The organism is Labrenzia sp. PO1, assembly GCF_012273635.1.
Classification (GTDB): domain Bacteria; phylum Pseudomonadota; class Alphaproteobacteria; order Rhizobiales; family Stappiaceae; genus Roseibium; species Roseibium algicola.
Map to the genome: position 1 here is coordinate 497,054 of NZ_JAAXCR010000002.1, position 24,699 is coordinate 521,752.

The 24,699-nt window shown below is 59.2% G+C and carries 21 protein-coding genes; 15 read left to right on the forward strand and 6 right to left on the reverse strand.

Annotated features, from left to right (window positions below; genetic code table 11):
• Positions 1-81: 81 nt before the first annotated feature.
• From HCG46_RS10170 to HCG46_RS10205, 9 genes are all read left to right on the forward strand, one after another.
• Positions 82-1,479, forward strand: a complete 1,398-nt coding sequence (locus HCG46_RS10170; protein WP_055658030.1) for an MFS transporter — start codon at positions 82-84, stop codon at positions 1,477-1,479.
• Between the two features lie 523 nt (positions 1,480-2,002).
• Positions 2,003-2,521 (forward strand): copper chaperone PCu(A)C, encoded by a 519-nt coding sequence (locus tag HCG46_RS10175; protein ID WP_023001863.1) that lies wholly within the window; start codon positions 2,003-2,005, stop codon positions 2,519-2,521.
• Between the two features lie 124 nt (positions 2,522-2,645).
• Positions 2,646-3,272 (forward strand): SCO family protein, encoded by a 627-nt coding sequence (locus HCG46_RS10180; RefSeq protein ID WP_075283310.1) that lies wholly within the window; start codon positions 2,646-2,648, stop codon positions 3,270-3,272.
• 27 nt (positions 3,273-3,299) lie between these two features.
• A complete protein-coding gene (locus HCG46_RS28560; RefSeq protein WP_286145701.1) occupies positions 3,300-3,434 on the forward strand; it encodes a hypothetical protein in 135 nt (44 codons plus the stop codon).
• Between the two features lie 7 nt (positions 3,435-3,441).
• Positions 3,442-4,182: a TlyA family RNA methyltransferase gene (locus HCG46_RS10185; protein WP_168686078.1), complete on the forward strand. Its 741-nt coding sequence runs from the start codon at positions 3,442-3,444 to the stop codon at positions 4,180-4,182.
• Between the two features lie 127 nt (positions 4,183-4,309).
• Positions 4,310-5,542, forward strand: coding sequence for a class I SAM-dependent RNA methyltransferase (locus HCG46_RS10190; RefSeq protein WP_075283312.1), 1,233 nt, complete (start codon positions 4,310-4,312; stop codon positions 5,540-5,542).
• A 14-nt stretch (positions 5,543-5,556) separates the two neighbouring features.
• On the forward strand, positions 5,557-6,666 hold the full coding sequence (locus HCG46_RS10195) for a class I SAM-dependent methyltransferase (protein WP_168686080.1): 1,110 nt from the start codon (positions 5,557-5,559) through the stop codon (positions 6,664-6,666).
• 71 nt (positions 6,667-6,737) lie between these two features.
• Entirely contained in the window at positions 6,738-8,057 is a 1,320-nt protein-coding gene (gene ribB / locus HCG46_RS10200; RefSeq protein ID WP_031269683.1) for a 3,4-dihydroxy-2-butanone-4-phosphate synthase, read from the forward strand.
• A gap of 23 nt (positions 8,058-8,080) precedes the next feature.
• Positions 8,081-8,635, forward strand: coding sequence for a hypothetical protein (locus HCG46_RS10205; protein WP_055658017.1), 555 nt, complete (start codon positions 8,081-8,083; stop codon positions 8,633-8,635).
• Positions 8,636-8,768: 133 nt separating this feature from the next.
• Here the strand turns inward: HCG46_RS10205 and yghX are convergent, their stop codons facing one another.
• Positions 8,769-9,656, reverse strand: a complete 888-nt coding sequence (gene yghX, locus HCG46_RS10210) for a YghX family hydrolase (protein WP_168686658.1) — start codon at positions 9,654-9,656, stop codon at positions 8,769-8,771.
• A gap of 140 nt (positions 9,657-9,796) precedes the next feature.
• Positions 9,797-10,882: a chorismate synthase gene (aroC, locus tag HCG46_RS10215; RefSeq protein ID WP_168686090.1), complete on the reverse strand. Its 1,086-nt coding sequence runs from the start codon at positions 10,880-10,882 to the stop codon at positions 9,797-9,799.
• A gap of 312 nt (positions 10,883-11,194) precedes the next feature.
• On the opposite strand from aroC, the gene HCG46_RS10220 reads away from it, so the two are divergent.
• Complete coding sequence (locus HCG46_RS10220) at positions 11,195-13,468, forward strand: bifunctional diguanylate cyclase/phosphodiesterase (RefSeq protein WP_168686092.1); 2,274 nt, start codon at positions 11,195-11,197, stop codon at positions 13,466-13,468.
• Here HCG46_RS10220 and HCG46_RS10225 read toward each other — a convergent pair.
• Entirely contained in the window at positions 13,459-14,643 is a 1,185-nt protein-coding gene (locus tag HCG46_RS10225; RefSeq protein ID WP_209009434.1) for a DUF3095 domain-containing protein, read from the reverse strand. The genes HCG46_RS10220 and HCG46_RS10225 overlap by 10 nt on opposite strands.
• A gap of 213 nt (positions 14,644-14,856) precedes the next feature.
• Between HCG46_RS10225 and HCG46_RS10230 the strand changes: the two genes are divergently transcribed.
• Positions 14,857-15,510, forward strand: a complete 654-nt coding sequence (locus tag HCG46_RS10230; RefSeq protein WP_023001874.1) for a hypothetical protein — start codon at positions 14,857-14,859, stop codon at positions 15,508-15,510.
• Positions 15,511-15,662: 152 nt separating this feature from the next.
• Here HCG46_RS10230 and HCG46_RS10235 read toward each other — a convergent pair whose 3' ends face one another.
• Positions 15,663-16,307 (reverse strand): histidine phosphatase family protein, encoded by a 645-nt coding sequence (locus HCG46_RS10235; RefSeq protein ID WP_205838463.1) that lies wholly within the window; start codon positions 16,305-16,307, stop codon positions 15,663-15,665.
• A gap of 87 nt (positions 16,308-16,394) precedes the next feature.
• On the reverse strand, positions 16,395-17,213 hold the full coding sequence (fabI, locus tag HCG46_RS10240; RefSeq protein ID WP_023001876.1) for an enoyl-ACP reductase FabI: 819 nt from the start codon (positions 17,211-17,213) through the stop codon (positions 16,395-16,397).
• Between the two features lie 169 nt (positions 17,214-17,382).
• Here fabI and HCG46_RS10245 point away from each other — a divergent pair, with 169 nt between their 5' ends.
• The 4 genes from HCG46_RS10245 (at position 17,383) to HCG46_RS10260 (ending at position 23,641) form a co-directional block, all read left to right on the forward strand.
• Positions 17,383-18,795 carry an FAD-binding oxidoreductase gene (locus tag HCG46_RS10245; protein WP_168686094.1) on the forward strand — a complete coding sequence of 471 codons (1,413 nt, stop codon included), beginning with the start codon at positions 17,383-17,385 and terminating at the stop codon, positions 18,793-18,795.
• 303 nt (positions 18,796-19,098) lie between these two features.
• Positions 19,099-20,379 carry a hypothetical protein gene (locus HCG46_RS10250; protein ID WP_168686096.1) on the forward strand — a complete coding sequence of 427 codons (1,281 nt, stop codon included), beginning with the start codon at positions 19,099-19,101 and terminating at the stop codon, positions 20,377-20,379.
• A gap of 948 nt (positions 20,380-21,327) precedes the next feature.
• A complete protein-coding gene (gene dnaA, locus HCG46_RS10255; RefSeq protein ID WP_075283338.1) occupies positions 21,328-22,791 on the forward strand; it encodes a chromosomal replication initiator protein DnaA in 1,464 nt (487 codons plus the stop codon).
• Positions 22,792-23,209: 418 nt separating this feature from the next.
• Positions 23,210-23,641 (forward strand): glyoxalase superfamily protein, encoded by a 432-nt coding sequence (locus tag HCG46_RS10260; RefSeq protein ID WP_023001881.1) that lies wholly within the window; start codon positions 23,210-23,212, stop codon positions 23,639-23,641.
• Positions 23,642-23,748: 107 nt separating this feature from the next.
• On the opposite strand, the gene HCG46_RS10265 is transcribed toward HCG46_RS10260, so the two are convergent.
• Positions 23,749-24,624, reverse strand: coding sequence for a methyltransferase (locus HCG46_RS10265; RefSeq protein ID WP_168686098.1), 876 nt, complete (start codon positions 24,622-24,624; stop codon positions 23,749-23,751).
• Positions 24,625-24,699 lie beyond the last annotated feature (75 nt).

Genomic DNA, 24,699 nt, shown 5'->3' on the forward strand with positions numbered 1-24,699 from the left:
GCTTTTGTTTTATTTCTGGAGCACGATACCGGCCGCGACGCTTCTGTTGGAGCTGCGGCGATCCATCGTCAGGATGCAGCCATGGCTCAGACCCTTCTTTCCGTGTCCGCTCTCTTGTTGTCCGTTGCCCTGCTCATATTCGGGCACGGTCTGCAGACGACACTGCTGCCGCTGGCCGCCGAACGGTTTTACTTCACCGACTTCGAAATCGGTCTGGTCTCTTCGGCCTATTTCTTCGGCATGGTGCTTGGCTGTCTCGGCGCGCCTCTGGTGATCATGCGGGCCGGGCACATTCGTGCCTTTGCCGCACTTGTCTCGCTGATGTCGGCCGCCGCAATCCTGCATCCCGTGCTCATCGATCCCTATGCCTGGATGATCATCCGCATGATCTCCGGTTTCAGCCTTGCCGGCTTCTACATGATCGTCGAAAGCTGGCTCAACGAAAGCGCATCCAACGAGAACCGCGGCACGGTGATGTCGTTCTACATCGTCATCCTGTTCGGCGCCCTGATGCTGGGCCAGATCTCGATCGCGTCGATGAATATTGCCGATTTCATCCCCTTCGCGATTGCCTCGGTGATGGTGTCCCTTGCGGTGATGCCCGTATCGCTGACCACCTCGACCCAACCTGCGCCGATCACGCTGGTGCGGTTCCAGCCCGTCAAGCTCTACAAGAACTCCCCTGCCGCCTTCATCGGCGTGCTGTTTATCGGCAGTTCTCAAGGAGCCCTGCTGACGCTGTCTTCGCTCTATGGGTCCCAGATCGGCCTCTCGACCAAGGAAGCCGCCTTTTATGCGGCAGCCATCGTCGGTGGCGGGCTTATCGCACAATGGCCGGTTGGGCGTTTGTCCGACCGCATTGACCGGCGACTTGTGATCGCAGGGCTGGGGATCGCGACCGCTGCCGTCTCGGCTGCTATCGTGTTCTTCTCGCCGAAGGACTTCACGGTTGCCATACTGAGCGCCGTGGCCATGGGCATGGTCGTCCAACCGCTTTATGCAATCGCGGTTGCGCACGCCTTCGACCACGCGGCAGCGGAAGATTTTGTCGCCACGTCGTCCGGCATGCTGCTGTCGTTCGGGATCGGATCGATCATCGGGCCGCTGGCCGCCTCGATGATCATGAGCAACACCGGCCCGTCCGGGCTCTACATCATGATCATCGGTTCAAATATCCTGATGGTGATCTTCATCCTTGCCCGCGTCCTGACCCGTCAGGCACCGACAGCGGAAGAAAAGACCGACTTCGAATACGCCTCCACGGCACAGGTCGGTTCGGTTATCTCGGCTGAACCGCTGGATGCAGCAGCAGAAGAATACGTCATCGCGCCTGAAGATTTCCCCGCCTACGAAGACGACATCTACAATTTCGAATCGTCATCCGATGCAGAGGCAGAAGAAAACAACGCGTCCGCTGAAGGCGCCGCGACGGAAGAAGCGCCGGATGCGACTGCAGACAAGACAACTCCAAAGAGCTGACACAGCCACGCCGCAGGTGACAGGCCTCAGCCCATGCACCTGCGCGGTTTCGCCCCTCGACACGGCATTGCAACCGGCTTATAGCCGCTAGCATGAATGCGCGCGTCACAAAGCTGCAACAGCTGAGGCAGGAGCGCCACCCTCTGGTGGCGCTGGCAACCCTTGCCTTTGCAATGCGGCTTGTTCTGCTGGTTCTCGCCAGCGCGCTGACGCCGGACGCAGCTGTTGCTGCAGGCCTTACCAGTCTCTGCCAGCCCTCCGGGCAGGAACAAAGTCTTCCTGGGCCACACAACCCGCTGACATGCCAATGCGGCCCGGTCTGTGCTCATGGCTGCGCTATCGCGCCCTGCCTTGCGAGTGCTTTCGCCCCTGTGAACCTGTCACCCGCGATTTCCGCCACTGACCGTGTTCCGGCAGGGCAACAGGCTGTTCTGGCCGTTCCTTATAGAGCTACTGCCATCAGGGCTCCCCCTTCCTTGATCTGAAAGAATATCCAACTTCTCAGACCTCAAGGAATAGCATTATGAAACTCTGGAAATCCGTTGCGGCTGCAGCCGCCCTTTCGCTTGTCTCCCTGTCCGCCCTTGCCAGTGACTACAAGGTTGGTGAACTGACGCTGACCCAACCGTGGACCCGCGCGACACCGCCCAAAGCAAAGGCCGGTGGCGGTTTCGTCGAGATCGTCAACAACGGCACCGACACAGACCGCCTTGTCGCGGTCAGTTCAGATGTTGCCGCCAAGGTGGAAATCCACGAGATGGCAGTCACTGACGGCGTGATGAAAATGCGCAAGATGGAAAATGGCATAGACATCCCGGCTGGCGAAACGGTTGCACTTCAACCGGGCGGCTTCCACATCATGTTCATGGGCCTGAACCAATCCTTCGAAGAAGGCACCAGCATTCCGGTTGTCCTGACCTTCGAAAAGGCCGGAGATGTTGCCATTGAACTTCCTGTCGCCAAGATGGGCGCCAAGGCACCTGATGGCGAAGCTGCGCATGGTGCGATGGACCATAGCAAGATGGATCACGGCAAGAACTGAGCCCCGTCAGCGGGCGCTGTCTCGGTGAAGAGACAACGCCCGGCAATATCTTTTTCAAGCGTCAGAGCCGCCAGCCCGTCTCGAAGCCGGCACTGAAGGCTCTGGCCAAAGCAGGACGAAACCGATGTCTGGTTTGAAACTCTTCCGGTACGTGGCCTGGGCTGCCGTTGCCGTGCTTGCTGTCGTGTCCGGTGTTCTGGTCTATCAGCAGACTGCCGGCAACAAGGGTACCGGTGCCTTGATCGAGCCGCTTGCGGCCATTGGCGGCCCGTTCGAACTTGTCAGCGGCACCGGCGAAACGGTGACCGACGAGACCTTCTCCACCAAGCCGACAGTGATGTTCTTTGGCTTCACCTTCTGTCCGGACGTCTGCCCGACCACGCTTTCCGAACTTCAGGGCTGGATGGCCGAACTCGGACCGGATGCGGACAAGCTGAACTATGCTTTTGTCACCGTGGATCCGGAACGCGATACGCCCGAAGTCATGCGTGACTATGTCTGGGCATTCGACAAGCGTATCGTTCCGCTGACCGGTTCGCGGGAACAGATCGATGCGATGCTGAAGGCCTATCGGGTCTATTCCAAGAAGGTGCCACTTGACGATGGCGACTATACGATGGACCATTCCGCTGCCGTCTACCTGATGAGCGCCGACAACAAGTTCGTCGGAACCATTGCCTATGGCGAGGCGGAGGAAAATGCCCTGAAGAAGCTGCGCAGGCTGATCGACAACGCGCCTGCCTCTTCCTGAGGCGATAGCTGGAGCAAGCCGGACACGATGCGCCTGCCGCTTTTCATGGGACTGACCGCCGGCGCGACGGGCCTCGTCGCGCTTTCGGCGTTTTTGTGGCTGTATGCCGGTGAGCGGGTTTATGCCGACCGCCTGATCTCGGCAATCGCCGGCTGCTTCTGAAGGCTGCATGTCCAAACAACGCCTCGACCAGCATCTTGTCGATACGGGTGTCTTTCCGAGCCGCGCACGGGCGCGTGACGCAATCCTGCGCGGAACGGTGAGCGTCGATGGTCATCTATGCACCAAACCGGCGCAGAAGACTTCGGCGGACGCCAGCATCACTGTAGAAGATCCCGCTTCCGGTTATGTCAGCCGGGCCGCGCTGAAGCTGATCGAAGGCCTCGACCGGTTCACGGTCGACCCCGCAGGCCGGATCTGCCTCGATATTGGCGCGTCCACAGGCGGATTTACCCAGGTTCTGCTGGAACGTGGGGCCAACAAGGTTCACGCCATCGATGTCGGGCATGGTCAGTTGCACGACAGTCTGCGATCAGACCCGAAGGTGACCGCGCGCGACGGCCTCAACGCCCGGGACCTGACCTTACAGGATCTTGGAGGAGACGCTCCGGCTCTGCTTGTCTCGGATGTCAGCTTCATCTCGCTAAAGCTTGCCCTTCCTCCCGCTCTTGCGCTGGCTGCACCGGGTGCTGAAGGCGTCTTTCTGGTGAAGCCGCAATTCGAGGCGGGCAAGGACAATATCGGCAAAGGCGGTCTGGTCGATCCGGCAATTGCCGAAGAGACCGCAAAATCCCTGCAAATATGGTTGAACACCATTCCCGACTGGCATGCAGGCGACCTCGTCCCCTCGCCGGTCAAGGGTGGTGACGGCAATGCGGAATGGCTGCTCTACGGAAAGAAAGCCGACTGAGGGCTGTCGCCTTTCATCTCCTTCGACGTCTGGTGAAAGAGCAAAAGCCTGTTTCCATCAAGGGAGCGGAAAGCACGTCCCACGATCAAGACTTGCCCAAACCCCTACTTGGCGTTATCGCTCGCCCATGAGCGAGAGAGAGATTGAAATCACCACGCTCGGTCACCGCGGCGACGGCGTTGCCGAGACGGAGACCGGGCCGATCTACGTGGCCGGTGCCCTGCCCGGGGAAATCGTCCGGGCGAAAGTCGTGGACGGGCGCGCCCAAAAGCCTGTGATCGAAAAGCCGTCGCCGGACCGGGTCGAACCCGTGTGCCGTCATTACTCCGCCTGCGGCGGCTGTTCCGTACAGCACCTTGCGGAAGAGCCATACCTTGTCTGGAAAAGCGGGCTGGTCGAAAAGGCCTTGCGCGATCGTGGCATCGAGACCGAAGTTTCCGGAACGATAGCTGCGACCATGGGAGGTCGCCGCCGGGCTGTACTGACGGCCACCCGCGCCGGACGCCACACCTTGCTCGGTTACCATGAAAAGGCCAGCCACAGGCTGGTCGATATCGCCGAATGCCCGGTGCTCGACCCGGTCATCGTTGAAGCGCTGCCCGGCCTCAAGTCCCTTGCCTCGGAAGTGCTGCCGAAAAAGGGTGAACTGCGGATGACCGTCCTGGTAACGACCACCGGTCTGGATGTGGCTCTCGACAAGGCCGACAAGGGGTACGAGCGCAAGATCCCTGCCCTGTCGCAAAAGGTCGTCGATCAGAACCTTGCCCGGCTTTCGGTCAACGGTGAAGTCATTCTGGAGTTGCGCCCGCCGCTGCTCGACATGGGCGGCATCGGCATTGTTGCCGCGCCCGGCGGGTTTGCCCAGGCGACACTGGCGGCGGAACATGCACTTTCCAAGCTGGTAATTGACGGTGTCGGCAAGGCCAAGACAATTGCAGATCTCTTTTCCGGTGCCGGCACATTCGCGCTCAGGCTCGGCCGACAGGCAAATGTGCATGCGGTCGAAGGCGATGCTGCGGCACTGGCCGCCTTTGACAAGGCCCTGCGCAAACCCCAAGGCCTGAAGAAGGTGACGTTTGAACGGCGAGACCTGTCACGCAGGCCGCTGGTGAAGGAAGAGCTGGAGCCTTACGACGCCGTGGTTTTCGACCCGCCGCGCGCAGGCGCTCAAGCCCAGGCAGAGCAACTGGCGCTATCCAAGGTCAAGACGATTGTTGCCGTCTCCTGCAATCCGGCGACGCTTGCCCGGGATCTGCGCATCCTGCTCGACGGCGGCTACGTGCTGCAAAGCGTCACACCGGTGGACCAGTTCCACTATTCGCCCCATATTGAAGCAGTGGCGGTGTTGACCAGACCTTGATCAGGGAGTGAGCCATGAGCGCGGCGGATGAGGAATTCGGACCTGTCAAAGGAACCCGCAGCCTGCCGCCGCTCCTGAGCCTTGCCCGGCGAACGCGCTATGCGCTTTACCAGGGCAGCCGAGTCGCGCTCTACACTCTTCATTCCGAAGCCATGCGGCGGATGAACCGGGATCTCCAGAAACAGCTTCCGGAAACGCCGAAGGTGGTGCCGACCGGCCCGGTGCCGAGCCAAAGGCGCATGCTGTCGGACATCGTCAAGCTGTTTGCGGATGATCTGAAGTCCGTCGAGGACGGGATTTATCCGCTGCCTTCCGATGGCACCATGACGCCGGGCGAGCTGATCGCGACCAGCCGTGCCTTCTTCAAGGACGTGCCGGAGGTGGCACGCCGTCGCGCAAGCGGTGCACATCAGGAGGTCAATGCCACCGAGGGGTTTGCCGCAGCACTGCCGCGCTATTACCGGCAGAACTTTCATTTTCAGACCGATGGCTGGCTGTCGGAGGAAAGTGCCCGGCTCTATGACTTCCAGGTGGATGTGCTTTTTTCTGGTGCCACTGCCGCCATGCGCCGACGGGCCCTGGTACCATTCGCCAGGATCTTGCGCCGCAAGGACCAACGCCACGTTTCGTATCTTGATATCGCCTGCGGCACCGGCGGTCTCCTGCGGCCCGCCCTGGCCGCATTTCCGCGCCTCAAGGGCACGGGGCTCGATCTGTCGGAACCCTATCTGAACGTTGCCCGTGAGCGCCTGCCGACGCGCCGTGCCGGCTATATCTGCGGCCTGGCCGAGACCCTGCCGTTTGCGGACAATTCTCTCGACGTCGTATCCTGCGTCTTCCTGTTCCATGAACTGCCGCCGAAAATCCGGCGTCAGGTCGTCTCGGAGGTCGCACGCGTTCTGAAACCCGGCGGCTCCTTCCTTTTCGTCGACAGCCTGCAAACCGGAGACGTGCCGGAATATGACGGCCTTCTGTCGGTCTTTCCGCAGCTTTTCCACGAGCCCTATTTTACGTCTTATCTCAGCGAAGACCTGACGGGTATCGCCAAGGCCGCAGGGCTCGAAGAGAGCTGGATGGTGCCTGCCTTTGTCTCCCGCGTCGCGGAGTTTATCAAAAGCGACTGATCTTTCAGTATTACTGAAAAATCTCATTCCTTCTCTTGAGGCTGAAAACAATCAGGCGTATATCGAACGCCATGAGATTGGATCTATGGCTCTTGCAGACAGGGGAAAGCCGCAGCGCCTTTGCGCGCCGCGCCAACCTGTCGCCTGCCTCCGTAACCGCCCTATGCAATGACCCCAATGTCTGGGTCTCGCGGGATATGGCCCGCAAGATCGCCATTGCCACCAATGGCGCTGTAACCCCCAACGACTTTCTCGGACTGTCTACAACCAAGGAGCATCCCGTGTCCCAGGCCCGTGTCGCAGAAGCAATCCGCGCATTCGAACGTGGAGAAATGGTGGTCGTGACTGACGATGACGACCGCGAGAACGAAGGCGATCTGATTGTTGCCGCCGCCAAGGTCACGCCGGAACAGATGGCCTTCATGGTGCGTCACACCTCAGGCATCATCTGTGCGCCGATGACGGTTGCCCATGCACGGCGCCTGCGTCTTGACCCTATGGTTGCCGAAAATGATGCTCCGCTTGCGACCGCCTTCACCATTTCCGTGGACTACCGCCAGGGACTGACCACCGGCATTTCGGCCGAAGAGCGCTGCTCTACCGTACGCGCACTTGCAAACCCCAATGTCGGCGCTGACGACTTCGTCCGCCCCGGGCACATCTTCCCGCTGGTGGCCAAGGAAGGCGGTGTCATGATCCGCTCCGGCCATACGGAAGCTGCCGTCGACCTGTGCCGTCTCGCCGGCCTGGAGCAGGTTGGCGTCATCAGCGAGCTGGTCAATGACGATGGCACCGTGAAACGCGGCCAGCAGGTTGCCGAGTTTGCAGCCGAGCACGACCTGAAGATGGTTTCCGTTTCCGACCTGATCGCCTGGCGCCAGCGTACCGAGAAACTGGTGGAACGGGTCAACGAACAGCCCGTCGACACGGTTTTCGGCCCGGCCTATGCCACCACCTATTCCACCCCGTATGACCCGATGCACCATCTGGCCATCGTCTACGGCGACATTCTGGACGGCCGCAGCGTGCCGGTGCGCCTGCAACTGGAATCCGTGCTCGATGATGTCTTCGGAGACGTCCAGCCACTCGACCAGATCATGAAACACTTTGCGGATCGAGGCCGGGGTGTCATCGTCTATCTCCGCGAAGGGTCGGTGGGCGTTGCCCGTCAGTCCAAGCGGCCGAGATCCGACTTTGAAGCCGCTGATTCCGAGGAACACAGCTCCGCACAAGCTAGACAGGAACAATGGCGTGAGGTCGGGCTTGGTGCACAGATCCTGAAGGACCTGGGCGTCAGTTCAATTCGCCTGCTGGCCTCCCGTGAGCGTCATTACGTTGGGCTGGAAGGCTTCGACATCAAGATTGACGAAACAGAGATCCTCGACACCTGAGGATCCTTCGGAAGGGGCCTTTCATGGCGGCGAACAAAGAGGCAGTCAAACAAGAGGAAAACGTGAAGCCGACACCGGTGCCCTTCACCGTCGGCTTTAACCGCAGTCAGAGCGAAAGCATTGTCTACGGCAGCCTCATCCTCGGCATTCTGTTCGCCGTGATCGGGATTGTCGGCAATCTTCCCTTGCTGGCCCTCGCCGCCCTCGCCCCGCTCGCAATTGCCTTCTGGCACTATCCGATGATCGAAAAAGGCAAGCCACAGCTCGGCGCCAACGAAGACGGGCTTTATGTGGAACGCATCGGTTTCATCGACTGGGCCGCAATCCGGATGACGGACGTCAAACGGACGTCCGTCCGCAACATCGAGCTGGTCCGGCTGGACGTCCTCCTGACCCGTTCACTGGATGACGCCGTCACCAAGGCACAGACCTTTCCGGTCTGGAAAAAGTTCATGATGCGCAACTGGAAGCGCACGCCGCGCGAGCATGGCCGGGAGCTGATTGCGATCAACCTGCACACGCTTGCAGCCGACCCGGAAGAAATCCTGAGCCGCATCCGCGCCTTCAAGTTTGTCTGAGATATCGCGGCCCCGGCACCAAGCCGGGCCGCAATTTATTGGAAGACGACCAAACCAAGCCTGCTCATCATGATCATCCCGGCGGGGCAAAGCCGGAACCGGGATGAGGTGAGACGAGCAGACCCAGGCAACCCTACATCAGGTTTTCCTTGAAGAAGTCGACGGTTCTCTGCTCTGCGAGCTTTGCAGCCTCTTCGTCGTAGCGTGGTGTCGTGTCGTTATGGAAGCCGTGGTTCACGCCCGGATACATATGCGCCACGTAGGTCTTGCCGTTGGCCTTCAGAGCTTCCTCATACGCCGGCCAGCCTGCATTGATACGCTCGTCCAGCTCGGCATATTGCAGCATCAGGGGCGCTTCGATCTTGGAGACATCCGCAGGATCCGGCTGACGTCCGTAGAAAGGAACGCCCGCGGCAAGCTCCGGATAGGCGACCGCAATTGCATTGACCACACCGCCGCCGTAGCAGAAACCAACCGCCCCAACCTTGCCGGTGCTGTCGTCACTGTTGAGGAGATACTCGAAGCCGGCGAAGAAATCGTTCATCAGCTTGGTACCATCGACCGTACGCTGCAATTCGCGGCCCTGATCGTCACTGCCCGGATAACCGCCGACCGAGGTCAGTCCGTCCGGCGCCAGCGCCATGAACCCGGCCTTGCCGAGGCGGCGCGCGACATCCTCGATATATGGATTGAGACCGCGGTTCTCATGCACGACCAGCACCGCCGGCAGCTTGCCGATCGCACCTGCGGGCTTCACCAGATAACCGTTGACCTCGCCATGGCCGTTTGGTGACGGGTAAGTGATCCGTTCGGTGACGATCCCCGCATCATCGGGAGCAACCTGTTGTGCCAACGCATAATTGGGAGAAAGCTGATCCAGCAGCATGGCCGCCGTCAGTCCACCCACCGCGAATTTTGCTGCCCCGTTCATGAACTCGCGCTTGGTAATCTTTCCATGCGCGTAGAAATCATAAAGATCCAGAAGCTCCTGAGGAAAGTCCTTTGCCGTCATACGGCGCACAGGCGTCATTTCATTCATGTCATTACTCCCTGAAATGCATGAGACGTCATGCTGGAGTTAAAACTAGAGAGATGACGGGCAAGGTCCATGGCCCTTGCCTTCCGGAATTGTAACGAGTTGTAACGCTGCGAAGCTGCCCGTCAGCCGATCTGGCCGCGATGACGCAGGAAATGGTCCGCCAGAACGCAAGCCATCATCGCTTCGCCGACCGGCACTGCGCGAATGCCGACGCAAGGGTCATGCCGGCCCTTCGTCATGACGTTGACCTCTTCACCCTTGCTGGTAATCGACTTGCGCTCGGTGAGGATCGAAGACGTCGGCTTGACCGCGAACCGGACGACCAAGGGATCGCCGTTGGAGATCCCGCCCAGAATGCCGCCGGAATTGTTGCTCAGGAAGACAGGCCGGCCGACATCATCAAGGCGGATCTCGTCTGCATTGTCTTCACCGGTCAGGCTTGCGGCATCGAACCCGTTGCCGACCTCGACCCCCTTGACCGCATTGATCGACATCATCGCAGCAGCAAGATCCGTGTCCAGCTTGCCGTAGATCGGCGCGCCCCAACCGGCGGGGACACCTTCGGCAACGACTTCGATGACGGCACCGACGGAAGACCCGGCCTTGCGGACACCGTCCAGGTAGTCCGCCCAGAATGCGGCGGCCTTTGCATCCGGAGAAAAGAAGGCGTTGTTGTCAACTTCCGCCCAGTCCCAGTTGGCCCGGTCGATCTTGTGCGGTCCAACCTGCACCAAAGCGCCGCGAACGGTTACGCCCTGCAATACCTTGCGTGCGACGGCCCCGGCGGCAACGCGCATGGCGGTTTCGCGCGCCGAGGACCGGCCACCGCCACGATAGTCGCGGATACCGTATTTGGCGTCGTAGGTGAAATCGGCATGGCCGGGACGAAACCGGTCCTTGATCTCCGAATAGTCCTTGGAGCGCTGGTCGGTGTTTTCGACAAACAGCGAAATCGGCGTCCCGGTCGTTTTCTGGATACCGTCCTCGTCAACCATGACACCGGACAGGATCTTCACTGCATCCGGCTCGCGCCGCTGCGTGGTGAAGCGGGACTGGCCCGGCTTGCGCTTGTTCATGAAGCCCTGAATATCGGTCTCCGTCAGGGGAATGAGAGGCGGGCAGCCGTCCACCACGCAGCCAATAGCGGGACCGTGGCTTTCGCCCCAGGTGGTAACCCGGAAAAGATGACCAAAACTGTTATGCGACATGAACGGTGACCGAGGCTTACAATTGAACTGTCAGGCGCCGAGCGATACGCCATCGCGCCCGCAAGCTCAAGCCCGCAGCCGGGAATACAGGTATTTTTGGCAAGTCCATTCGTCCACCACCCTTGTCAAAATTAAAGACAAGTAGATTTCGAATGGAAGCTGGCGTCCTTGGCACGCGTTTCACGATGTCTTGAATTAACGACCTAGGAAATCGCGCGAATCGTTCGCAAAAATTCGACCCTTGATTTGCTAATCCTTAAACCTCTACCGTTATTACACGTTGGGATCTAATAAACACCAAGAGGCAAAACGTTGCGGATCAGGGGCTGGCTGACTGGACTGATCGTATTTCTGCTGGCACCCAGCCTGCTCTTTGCCTCACTCTGGTTTCATAATAAATTCGAGAAGGTCAACTCGATCGACCACAGCCTGGCCGGGCTGCACCTGATCGAGGCACTCGGTCCGCTGATGCAGGAGAAGGCGCTCACCGGCAAGATCAGGGAGACGCCGGTCCAACTGCGCGAACGCCTGGAAACTCTCGGGGGAAATGAGCTTTCCGCCGACCTCGTTCAGCCGCTCGACACCTTCCTGAACGAAGGCAACATTCCGCTCGCGCTTCGGCAAGCCCGTATCCTCGCCTCGATGATCTCCCAGGTCACCAGGCTGAGTTCGACTTCATCTTTCGAGACCGCAAAACTTCCGCATCTGATCACCGACACCATGCCGACCGTCGTGATCGAATCCGCGATCATGGCAAGCAATGCGAAAAGCATTTCCAGCCGGGGCGAGATCAATGTCTGGGACAAGATGCTGATCCCCGTGCAGGGAGGCCAGTACAAGATTGCCGCCGACGGGGCGTCGCGGGACACGGTTGATTACTTTAACGACCTGACCGGTGAGCAAGCCGATCTCTTGCAAAAACAGGCGAGAGCCTTCCGGACAACGAACGTTGCCTTTCAGACCGCGGGCTCGAAACTGCTCTCTTCCACAATCACCGCCTCAAAGGGGGCGGATGTCATTGCCCAGCCCGTGGTGGAGATGCAGCCGGCCCTGGTCAGTGCCGCGTTCGACCTTTGGCAGTCCACCGTCGACTATCTCCTGATGGACCTGCAGAGGCAGCGATCCGAGACACTGTTTGCGGTTACACTTGCCGGTCTTGTCGGCGGACTGGTCATTGTCGCGGCCTTTGCAATTGCCATCGCCCTGTCGCGCGCACTTGCCGACCGGACGCAGCAGGAATTCGAAAATCTCGGATTTCACGATCCCCTGACCGGACTGCCGAACCGCCGCGCCCTTTTGAATACGATACGCAACCTGCCGCCGGCAGAGCCGGGAACGCGCACGGGTGCGATCCTGATCGACCTGCGCCAGTTCAAGAAGGTGAACGACCGGTTCGGGGACCACAACGGCGATTCACTTCTGCGCCAGGTGGCCGAACAGCTGACCCAGCACGCGGAACCGGAAGACTTCCTGTGCCGGACTGGCGGAACGGAGTTCCTGTTTCTGCGTCCGCGCCTCAAGAAGGCGGCGCAGTTCGAGCAACTGGCTTTCACACTTCTCCAGGAAATTGCAACCGACCGGATCATCGGCAACAACAGATCGGCGATCGAGGCGAATGCGGGCATTTTCATCAGCAGTCCGGGCGAGCAGGTCTTCGATCATTTGCTGACCGATGCGGCTCTTGCCCTGAGAGCGGCCAAGCAAAAGGGGCCGCGCAAGTTCGATCGCTTCACCCCGGCAATGCGCGCTGCCTTCGAGGAAAGCGACGAGATTGCCAAAGAGCTGCAGAATGCGCTCAAGAACGGCAATATCGTTGCTTGGTTCCAACCGCAGGTGAATATTCACACGGGCGAAGTTGTCGGCGCAGAAGCCCTCGCCCGGTGGATAGATGACGACGAGATCCGGTATCCAGGCTCTTTCCTGCCCGCCGCAATGGAAGTCGGGTATCTGGAGGAGATCGAGGAGGCCGTGCGCAGCCGGGCGCTGAAGTTTGCCGCCAGCCTGAGCGGCAAGACAAGGCCAGCCATACATCTGGGCCTGAACGTGACCGCCAGTCTGCTGACAAGCGCCAAGGCGGTGGATGCGCTCCACCGGCAGGTGCTTGACCTGGGACTTCAGCCTGCAGATGTCAGCCTGGAAATCCTGGAAGCGGTGATGATCGACGAAATCACGGCTACCCCCATCAAGCAGAATATCGCCCGCCTGTCGGAACTGGGGTTCTTCATCGAACTGGACGACTTTGGAACCGGCCATTCAAGCATTTCGAGCCTGCGCGATCTGAAGGTTGACCGGGTCAAGATCGACCGAAGCTTCATTTCCGGCGTCGATGCCGATCCCGCCCTGCAGAAATTTACCAGTGCGCTGATCAATCTTGCCAAGAGCCTCGACATCAGTGTCCTTGCCGAGGGTGTGGAAACCGAAGCCGAGCGTGACTGGCTGAAACGCCACGGGTGCGACGTCATCCAAGGGTTCCTCATATCAAAGGCCGTTCCCGACAGCGACCTTGCGATGATGATCCTTAAACAGAATTTTGCACACCCGATGCCCGCCCTGGAACGACACGGCCCACTGCGCAGTCAGGCCTGACCGACCGCCTTCGGCACCATGTTCGCCTGGCGTTTCTTGAATTCGGCAGCTGCCAGAGAAAATCCGCCGTCAGCCCCGTCGACGAAATGGATATGCCGGCTTTTGCCGATATCCTCGACAAAGCAGGTCATCAGGGCGGACGTGGACACATGCAGCCCGAACACCAGATCCCCGGTGGCATAGCCAGCTTTCAGATAGTCTTCGACCCCTGCAAACTGCTCCGGTGTCAGATCCAGCACGAGCTGCAGACTGTCGCCGACCTTGCGATGGTCAGTGTTGAGGCCAAGTTCGGGGAAGTATCGTTTCGGGTCAAAAGGGCCGATGCGCCAGCCCGTGTGATAGCTGATGACGAAGACCATCGCCTCCAGCAACGCCTTTGCCCATCCGCGGAAGTCTTTTCCCGGTGATCCCAGGCGCACCTCATGACGCGTACCGGTTGGTGGAAAGCGAAAACGAAGACGCGTCTTGTCCGCCAGTCTCATCCGGCTGTCATCCCTCGAGGGATCATAGCCGAGTTTATCGGCCAGCCCCCGCAGGACATCCTGCATTGGAATACGTCCGGTCGGCTTGACGATCAGGGACACGATGTGTCCGTTTCGTGAAGGAAGCGGTTCCCATCTGCAGGAAAGCCCGTCGAGCGGCGGTAACGCGGCATCGGGGAGAGAGATCTCAAACGGCCGCGCTTTTTCCGGATCTTTCAGAATATTGTCCGCGACGGCCAGGCCATCCCCCAGGATCATGGCCAGGTGATTGCCCGGGCTGAGCTGGTACTTGCGCACACGGACGTCGCCTCCAAGATCCCGCAGATGAGCGACCGGAATCGCAGCGGCGCGCAGCTCCAGTTCCATGACCTGGCGCGCCAGACCGACAACACCGGCCAGCGCGTCGCTGGCTGCCTCGACATCGTGTTCGGACACGACCAGCATTGCGCCGTCTCCCCCGAAGACAAACGGTACACGGTCGCTGCCGATCCGGTTCAACACCGCGGCTATCACCGCGGCGCCAACCATGTTGACTTCCTTGTACCGGCCCTGTGCGACCGCATCGCTGGAGCGGACTATGTCGGCAGCAAGAACGTACCAGTCGTCCGGCACCGGCCGGTAATCGGCCAGATCCCCGACCGTGCTGAAATCTGAAAAGCTTGGCAGTTCGCTATAAAATTCATTGGCGGACACGGCACCTGACCCGGATTGTCTCCAGGTTCCCTCGCAATCGCTGTAAACATCTACGCCGCAGCTGCTTCGCCCGATCACCGTCACTGGACAAGCCCGAGGCACGGATGGTCGGGGGCTCCTTTGCAGTGCCCAAGGTCACACGTAAAGCGGCCTTCACATGCGTACATTTCGAATAGCAAACGCTCATGGCCCGTTGTACCAGAGGAAACCGAAATGACGTATTCAAGAACCGCTTTCGATCAGGATCTACTGACACTTTCCTACAATCACTATGAGCTGAACGAGCTGAGGCAGAACCCCTGGGACACCAACCGGACCCAGTTTGAATCACCTGGAGATGCAAACAGCAAGATCAGCCTGTCACACATATCAAGACACACCGCGTGGGCCGTCTATGACAAGGTCGCCCGTTCCGGTGGCGAGATGTATGTCGGGAGACTGGCGCAGACCCAACAGCTTTACCGGCGCTTCAACCTGGAAGACCCGACGCATTTCAACCTGACCCCCGGTCTTCCGATCAATGTCCAGAAGCTTGCCCGCTGGTCGGTGTGCATCAACGACTGCTGGATCCTGGGGGCGATTCACACCCACAAGAAATTCTGCCTCGTTACCAAAATCCGCAATCCGGGTGAAATTTACGATTACGGACGCGGCTTCTTCATCGTGACAGGGCGTGAGCTTTATGGCCTGAGCAAGTTCGGCTACGAGCCGGAACGGGAATGGGGAAGCGTGATGACGTTTGTCTGCACCAACAAGCAGAAGGCCGACCGTGCGACGCTCACGAATTACGCCACCCTCATGGGACAAGCTGCCAATAGCGTTGTCGCAAAAGCGAAGATTTCCCTGTATGCCCAGGGTATCTACTGAGCCAATGGAGGAATGCCGCAGATCCTTGATATGGCGGATTGGTTCCGGCTTATTCTATGGATTGATTGGTGATTTCCGCAGACAGAACTCTCCTTCACGCAGACCTGCAACAGGCCGTCGCAAACTACGACCGAACGCCGACGAAGGGTCTGTCAAACGATCTCGAAAGCGCCCTTACGCCAGACAAAGACCTTGTCCTGCGGCACATCCAGCTTGGGAACGGAAACCGTGTCCAGCCCTTCCAGCAAGCCGCGCAGAACGCGGAAGACACCGCCATGCGACACGACGACCGAAGGCCGATCGACGGTCACCAGCCAGCGCCCGATGCGCTCGGCCAACATCTTGTAGCTTTCGCCCTTGGGGGGAACGAAGCCCCACTTGTCGGCGCGGCGCTGCAGGATCAGATCCTGCTCTTCCTCTGCCAGTTCTTCCAGCGTGAAGCCTTCCCAGTCACCGAAGGTGATCTCCTTGAGCTGGTCCTCAAGGCGGTAGGCCTCCACCGGAAGGTCCATCGACTGGCGCAGCAACTCCATTGTCGACCGTGTGCGGTGGAGCGGTGAGGATACGAAATCCAGACCGGCGGGATCGATCATCTCCTGCTCCAGAAACGCTTTGAGACGCGTGCCATTGCCGCTGGCCTGGCCGCGCCCCGTGTCGTTCAGCGGAATGTCCCTTTGCCCTTGCATGCGCCCTTCGAAGTTCCAGTCCGTCTGGCCATGGCGGACAAAGATCAGGAACTCCGGATCGTGCAGCCTGGGCAGCAGGTCGGATTTCGGGGCACTCAGCACAGATGTCATTTCAGTTTCCGGTATGCGGGATCACCCCTGGCGGGCGGGGCCGGACAATATGAAAATGGCCGGTGTGAAACCGGCCATTCGAAACGGTCAATCCTTGACGACGGAAATGTCCGGGGCGTCCACCGCCTTCATGCCGACAATGTTGTAGCCGCAGTCGACGTGCTGGATCTCGCCGGTAACACCACGGCCGAGGTCTGACACCAGGAACAACGCGCTGTCGCCGACTTCCTCGATCGTCACCGTGCGGCGCAGAGGAGAGTTGTATTCGTTCCACTTCAGAATGTAGCGGAAGTCGCCGATACCGGAGGCAGCCAGCGTCTTGATCGGTCCGGCAGAAATCGCGTTGACGCGAATGTTCTGCGGGCCGAGGTCCATCGCCAGATACTTTACGCTGGTTTCCAGCGCGGCCTTGGCAACGCCCATGACATTATAATGCGGCATAACCTTCTCGGCGCCGTAATAGGTCAGCGTCAGAATGGAGCCGCCGTCGGGCATCAGCTTCTCGGCGCGCTGGGTGACAGCCGTCAGCGAGTAGCAGGAAATGTCCATGGTGCGGGCGAAGTTATCGGAAGACGTATCGACGAAACGGCCGGTCAATTCGGATTTGTCGGAGAAGGCAACGGCATGGACGAGAAAATCGATCTTGCCCCATTTGTCTTCCAGCGTCTTGAAGACCGCATCGATGGAAGCGCCATCGGTCACGTCGCAATGGCCGACAACAATGGCGTTCAACTGGTCTGCCAGTGGCTCCACGCGCTTCTTCAACGCATCACCCTGGTAGGTCAGAGCCAGTTCAGCTCCCGCGTCGGCCAATGCTTTGGCAATGCCCCAGGCAATTGACTTGTTGTTCGCCACACCCATGATCAGGCCGCGTTTGCCATTCATCAGTCCGCGCGTTTCCGCCATCGTCGTCTCCGAAAGAATTCCAATACCACCCCAGCGGGCTGGCTTCCTATGGCACAAGGGGTTTGTTCCTTCAAGAGACACGGTGACGGAATGAACCGTCGACGCCAGCGCTTTCAGACACTATGTTGGCGCCCGAATTTTACTGTCAAACTTCACGAGGACCCCGCTCATGGAGCGTACTGCCCATGCCGACCGCTTCGCCGAGATGATCGGCGCAGCCAACGTTCTGACAAGTCCGGACGACCAGGCTCCCTACCTCACCGAATGGCGCGACCTGTATCAGGGCGTCACTCCCATGGTGCTGCGCCCGGGCAGCACCGAAGAGGTGAGCGCCGTCATGACCTATGCGTATCAGAACGATCTCAAGGTCGTGCCGCAAGGCGGCAACACCGGCCTTGTCGGTGGCCAGATTCCGCAGGAAACCGGGGATGAAATCGTCCTTTCACTGTCACGCCTCAACAAGGTTCGTGCGGTAGATCCGGCCGGCTTCACCATTACGGCCGAGGCCGGTGTGGTGCTGGAGACGCTTCAGAATGAAGCTGAAAACGTCGACCGGCTGTTCCCGCTTGCGCTCGGGGCTCAGGGCTCCTGCCAGATCGGCGGCAACATTTCCACGAACGCGGGCGGCACCGCCGTTCTGGCCTATGGCAACACGCGCGATCTGGTTCTGGGCCTCGAGGTGGTGCTGCCGACAGGGGAGATCTGGAACGGTCTCAGAACCCTGCGCAAGGACAATACCGGTTATGATTTGAAACAATTATTTATCGGTGGTGAAGGCACTCTGGGCATCATTACAGCCGCAGCGCTGAAACTTTTCCCCAGGCCCAAGAAGCTTGAGGCCGCTTTTGTCGGCCTGCCGGACCCGCACGCCGCCCTCAAGCTGTTCACCCTTGCCAAGGCGCAGGCCGGACCGGTTCTGACCGGCTTTGAAATCATGCCGCGCGTTGGCGTCGAATTCTGCCTGCGCCACCTGGAAGGCGCACGAGACCCGCTCGAGGGCGAACATGCCTGGTACGTGCTGATGGAGTTGTCCAGTGGTTCTGAAGCTTTTCCGGTGCGGGACCTGATGGAGAGCATTCTCGGCGAAGCATTTGAAGAAGGCCTGGTGGAAGACGCCGCCTTTGCCCAGAACCTGACCCAGGTTCAGGATTTCTGGCACATCCGCCACGGCATGTCGGAAGTGCAGAAGCCAGAGGGTGGCTCGATCAAGCATGACGTTTCCGTGCCGGTTGCCTCGATCCCGGACTTCCTGGACAAGGCCATGACCGCGGTAGAGGACTTCGTGCCCGGATGCCGGCCTGTTCCGTTCGGTCATATCGGCGACGGCAACATCCACTTCAATGTCAGCCAGCCGGTGGGCGCCGACAAGGAAGACTACCTGGCGAAATGGGATGAGATGAACACCATTGTTCATGGCATCGTCGGCGAGTTCGGCGGCAGCATCTCCGCAGAGCATGGCATCGGCCGCCTCAAGCGCGATCTCCTTAAGGACGTCAAGCAGGGGATTGAGCTGGATCTCATGAAGCGGATCAAGGACGCATTCGACCCCAAGGGACTGTTGAACCCGGGCCGCGTTCTCTAGGGCGCTTCGCCTGCTCTTGAAGGCAGACATTACGTCCGCACGTTTGAAAGCCGGTCATCGGCAGATTTCGACAAACAGGAAGTGCCGGCGCCAAAAGCGCCGGCATTTTTTTGCTGTCCGAACCTCTCTTGTCAAAGCGGCTTTGCCAGCGTGGCCTGCATTCCAAATCCGCTTCAATGAGGGATGTATTCTTAAAGCTTTATTCAGCACTCTTTGGTTGCATTATTGTGAGATTGCACGAAAAAGTATCTCATTTCTGAGCGCAAGACTTCCGCAAAAACCCTTTATTTCAGGCGACCCACCATGACGACAACCAAATGGACATGTTCCGTCGACAGCGATGGAACCGCAAATCTTTACTGCGAACTCACCGAAGACGGACAGCAGCCCACGACCGAGAAGGTCAAATTGAAAGGGGTCTGCTATTCCCCGGCCCCAATCAACGGTTCCAACTCCTACGCCCCCGCCTTGGGTGACTGGTATTGGGACGACTTCGAAGCAGGCTCCACTTTCATTTCCAGCTGGTCCCCCCTGCTGTCCCGCGACTTCCCCAATTTCAGGAACCTCCACAACAATGCACTGCGGGTCTACTGCATGCTGTCACGGCAGCTGGAAGGCAACGGAACCTTCCCTTCCCCCTGGGACAATGGTCACTATTTCACGCATAAGAATTTTCTGGACCTGGCCTGGGACAAGTCTGCTCCGCCAGAAGCAAAGATGCGCCGGTCCGTCCTGGTCGGCATCCCCTTGCCTGCCACGATGTTCTGGAAGACCCAATACGACCAGGCCTCACAGGTAGAGATCGATTACTGGACGAATGTCCTGCGGGAGACCGTCAGATCCGTAGCAGATCATCCGGCGGTGATGGGGTTCACCATTCAGAACGAACAGGACGGCGCCGACGTTTGCTACAACAATCCGGAATGGGCCACTTTCTGGTGGGGCCAGGTGGAGAAAATGGCAGCCATCGTCAAGGAAGAAGCTCCTGGCAAGCTGGCCGGCATGGCCACCCACGACGACCCGAACATTCCCCTGAAGGCGTCCTCCTACATGGAGAACTGCCCGAGCATCGACTTCTGGGGCGTCAACACCTACCAGACCGAGACCTTTGAAAGCATCTTCAAGGACTACGGCAGCCTGCCGCCAAAGGCGTTGAAACCCGTTCTCTTCACCGAGTGGGGCATGCCGGCAACCAGTCACCGGGACCCGAACAATCCCGGAACCATTTATGCAGACGATCAGACCTGCAGCAAGGCGGCGCAAGTTGCGCAGAAAATGCTGCCTCAGGCCTTCGCTCATCCGCTTTGTATCGGGCTTTACTACTTCGAATATTGCGATGAACTGTGGAACCAGCCTGAAGCCCCCAACATCTACACCTGGTGGGGCGGCCCGCCTGCGCCCGGTTTCCCCAACGGATACTGGGACAACGACGGCTTTGGCCTCGTTTCGGTGCAACGGGGTCAAGGCCTGCCCAACGACGCGCCCATCTGGGCGAACACCGGCCCCAAGTTTCCGATAGATGTGCACACGAACAGAAACAATCTGTTCTCGACTGTTGCGAATGTTTTCAAGACGACAACTTGAGCTGACAAGCTGCGGAGCCGGCGCACCCCAAGCCGGTTTCGCCACGTCGGCGTAGCCTAACTTCGTGATTTACTGATCTCTACTTGGAAAGCGCCAGGTATCGGCTATGTAAAAGCACCTAGTGCCGGGAAGGCCTGCCCCGCCCGCAACAGCCTCAAGGGATCAATTGTCAAAACTGGCAGGTTGCCGAAGTTTCCTCGGTGCTGGGGATAAGGTTCCTTCGATCTGCCAAATACGAATGCCCCATCAACGTATGCATTGATACGGCCAGGATCCTGATCTGTCAGCAGTTTACGGGAACGGCAACCAGGCCCGGGTTCTGGTTTTGCCGGTCATAAAGCCTGTTTTCAGGCGCCCCATTTTCCCCAGCTTCCACCACCATACGGACCTGCCAGACCGGTTAGGTGGAACGTTAGCCGATTCAGTGACCATGTGACGGGTGAACCGGCGAGTACGCACCCCTGTCATAAACGACATGATCTTTCGATTTAAGCCGGCTTTTTCCTTGGCTAAACTTCTTAATTTGACAGCGTCCTTTTGAAAACTCGCAGAAAAAAATCCTGAAAAGTTAAATTTTTCCTAAAATCGTCTTCAAGCTCACAGGCAGAGCGGAAACAGCAACAGGAGAACAACTGGGTCGGGACTTGCGGCATGTCCTGACGATGACGAAACGCAAGATTCGCTATGTAAAATTTACATGCGCAGTGCCCGTCATCTACAAAAATTACAATATGAAACGTCTATGACCTCATAAAAATAAGCTATTTGTAAATATGGTAAGCAAAAGGTTAATGGTGTTTCATAGGCGCTAATAAGCCATCCGGTCTGGAGACCCAAAATGGGCAAAAGACCTAACGAAAGAAACGGGCAGCGAGGCGGAACGTCGTTGCTCATAGACAGTGCACAGGGGGGGAGCGGTTCCAAACGGTCCCTCCAATGGAGGCCACAATGCAGGTTCAGAACTTAGCTGGTTCGGATCAATGGGATCGTGTGAAAAAGGAACTGAGAAACGAGCTCGGTGACGATGTATTTTCCAACTGGTTCGGCAGAGTAAAACACGAAGAAACCACGGGCGATGCAGTCCGCCTGTCGGTGCCCACCCGCTTCCTGAAAAACTGGATCCAGAACAACTACGAGAAGCAGCTCGTCGGCCTCTGGAAACGCGAGCAGGACGATATCAACCGCATCGAGCTGACCGTTCGCGGTGCTCTGCGTCCTCGTCAACTCAATGTCGGTCTTGCCCCCAAAGCGATCTCCGCCCGGCGGATCAGCGGCCGTCCCGGCCCCTTCAGCAGCACGCCTCAATTCGGCGCGTCCCATGGCATGTCGGTCATTCCGTGCCTTGCGGACAGCAACGAGGATGCGGCCGCGGATTTCCTGAACGGTGCGTCTCTCAATCCGAAGCTGACCTTCGACACCTTTGCCGAAGGCGCCTCGAACAGCCTTGCCTGTGCCGCCGTGCGCCAGATGGCTGCCGGCCACCAGGGCACGCTGGACTTGCTCTATATCCATTCGTCCACCGGCATCGGCAAGACCCACCTGCTGCAGGCAGCGGCGGCCGAAGCTCGCAAGACGGGACGGCAGGTTGCCTATCTGTCGGCTGAATTCTTCATGTACCACCTGGTGCCTGCGCTCAGAACGCCGGCCTTCCCGGTGCTGCGCCAGGCAATGCGCTCCATCGACCTGCTCCTGGTTGACGATCTCCAGTTCCTGCATGGCAAGCAGGCCGCGGACGAGTTCAGCAAGACGCTGGAACTGCTCATGGAGTCGCCGACCCAGATCATCATGGCAGCCGACCGCTCGCCTGAAGACCTCGATACGCTTGGCGATGCGCTGCGCTACCGGATCCAGAAAGGTGAAGTCGTCGGCATCCAGTCAACCGACTATGCGCTGCGCCACGATATCCTGAAGAAGCGGATCACCGCAGCGCGTCGCACTCATCCGGGCTTCTCCGTTCCCGAAGATGTCGCCGACTACATTGCCCGCTACGTGATCGCTTCGGCCCGCGACCTGGAAGGCGCTCTCAATCGCCTGTTCGCTCACAACCAGCTGACGAAACAGCCGGTGACGATGGACTTGGCGGAAAAGACCCTGCACGACCTGGTGCGGATCGGCGAGCCGCGCTCCATCAAGGTGGAAGAGATCCAGCAGGTTGTGTGCAAGCATTTCAGCGTTACCAAGGCGGACCTCCTGTCGTCGTGCCGGGCGCGCACATTGGTCCGTCCGCGCCAGATCGCGATGTATATCGCGAAGGTGATGACCGGACGCTCGCTGCCGGAAATCGGCCGGCGATTCGGCAACCGTGATCACACCACCGTGCTGCATGCGGTCCGCAAGATCGAGGACATGGTGTCCAAGGACAAGGCCCTTGCACAGGAAGTCGAACTCCTGAAGCGGCTGGTCCACGCCTGATCTGTTTCCGGGGACACCCCTCCCTCGGAAAACCTGCGGCGGCGGGCTTGCCCGTCTCCGCGATTGCCCTGCCCCCAATTCAGGGCAATCACCCTTCTGCGCCCGACGGGGCGCGGTCGAACTCAGGCGGTAAGAGCCGCCGGGTGTTTCATCTTAACCTCCCTCTCCTTGAAGCCGCGCCAGCGGCTTTCTTTTTGCCGCGTTGACAGACCTGGAACCGGGGCGTATGCCTTGCGCCGGTTTGAGGGAACCGGCCGCCCGCAGGCTTCGGCCATGGTGAATTCCCTTGCGCAAGACATCTTGCAGCTTTGATCGACCTTCACGAGACAGTGCAGGCTGATGGCAACGCGGGCCCCATGAAGGGTCGCCGCCAATTGGCGAACACCTTACCGCCTGCCTTTCTTGGAAAGGTAATCCCATGACGCTGCCCAGCGTTGCCAATCTCAAAGCACAGGCCAAGCGCCTGCGCGCCGCGCTAGCTGCCAAGGGGCAGGATATCTCCCACAGCCAGGCGCTCGAACTCCTGTCCGCCCAATACGGCTTCAAGGACTGGAACACCGTATCCGCGACAGCCGCCAGACCAAACCAGATGCAGTTTGCCGTCGGCAACCGCGTCTCGGGCACCTACATGAAGCAGCCTTTCGAAGGAGAGGTGCTGTCGCTGACACGGGTTGGTCCGGCAGGCCAATACCGGGTGACCATCAAGTTCGACACGCCCGTGGATGTGGTCACCTTCGACAGTTTTTCTGCTTTTCGCAGCCGGGTCGTCGTTCTGATCAACGGTGACGGTGTTGCCGTCAAGCGAACGTCCGACGGTGAACCCTATCTGCGCATGCAAAGGGCTGACTGACGGAAAGGCGATAGTCTGCCGTGCCATCGGCCATGATGGAACGGCAGATGATCCCTGGCCTTCCCGTTGAATGTCGAGCCGAAGAAATGCTCTTCAGCGCATGGGCTCTAGCGCAGCCGCGCAATCACAAGGTGCCCGGGGACAGGGTCTCCGTCCTCGAGACGAACGGTGATGGGGTCCATCGCGAGAATGTCGAACCCCGCCGCATCCAGAGATGAGCGAATATAGCCTTCGCCCTGCGCAAACCGGCTTTTCGGCCCGACCATGTAGGGACGCCCTTCAAGTGCTTCTTCAGACAGGGTTTCGGTGGAGAAAGCCAGGTAACCGCGTGGTTTCAGACGGTCGACTGCACCGGCAAGAAATGGTTCAACCGCCCCCAGATAGGGAAACACGTCGGTTGCCGCGATCATGTCCCAGCCGGGACGAGAGCCATCGTCTTCCTCGAACTCCTCAAGGAATGCGACGGCCTCGCCCACATAAAGGTCGTCATAGACTTCCCGGTCATAGGCAAGTTCAACGATCCGCTCGGAGAGATCGACGCCGGTCCGGTGGCTCGTGCAATCGGCAAGAGCCATACCTGTAAGGCCCGTGCCGCAGCCGAGGTCGAGCAATCGATCGAATGGGCCAATCTCAAGCTTCTGGACGAGATCGCGAACCAGCAGAGGCACGCAGTAACCAAGCTCATCGACCAGAATGTCGTCGAACACATCTGCGTGCTGATCGAATAGGGTCGCGACATAGGCATCCGGCATTTTCTGGGGGGCGGCTTCCGCGCCGATTGCCGCCAGACGAATGCTGACGCCGCCCGGGTCGTCCGGATCCAGCGCAAGGGCTTCGCGATAGGCCTGCGCGGCACCTGCCAGATCGCCCGATTTCTGCAGGGCGAGACCTCGATTATAGGCTTCGGCCAACGCTTCGTTCTCCGATGCGTCCTCTTCCAAGGCCTCGTCTAGCTCAAATTCAGGCGTGTCGTCGTTGCTCATGATCCATCCTTGCGGCTGAGCCCCTGCCCTACAGCCATGAGCCGACTTTTGCACGGCAATTCTGATGCCTGCGAC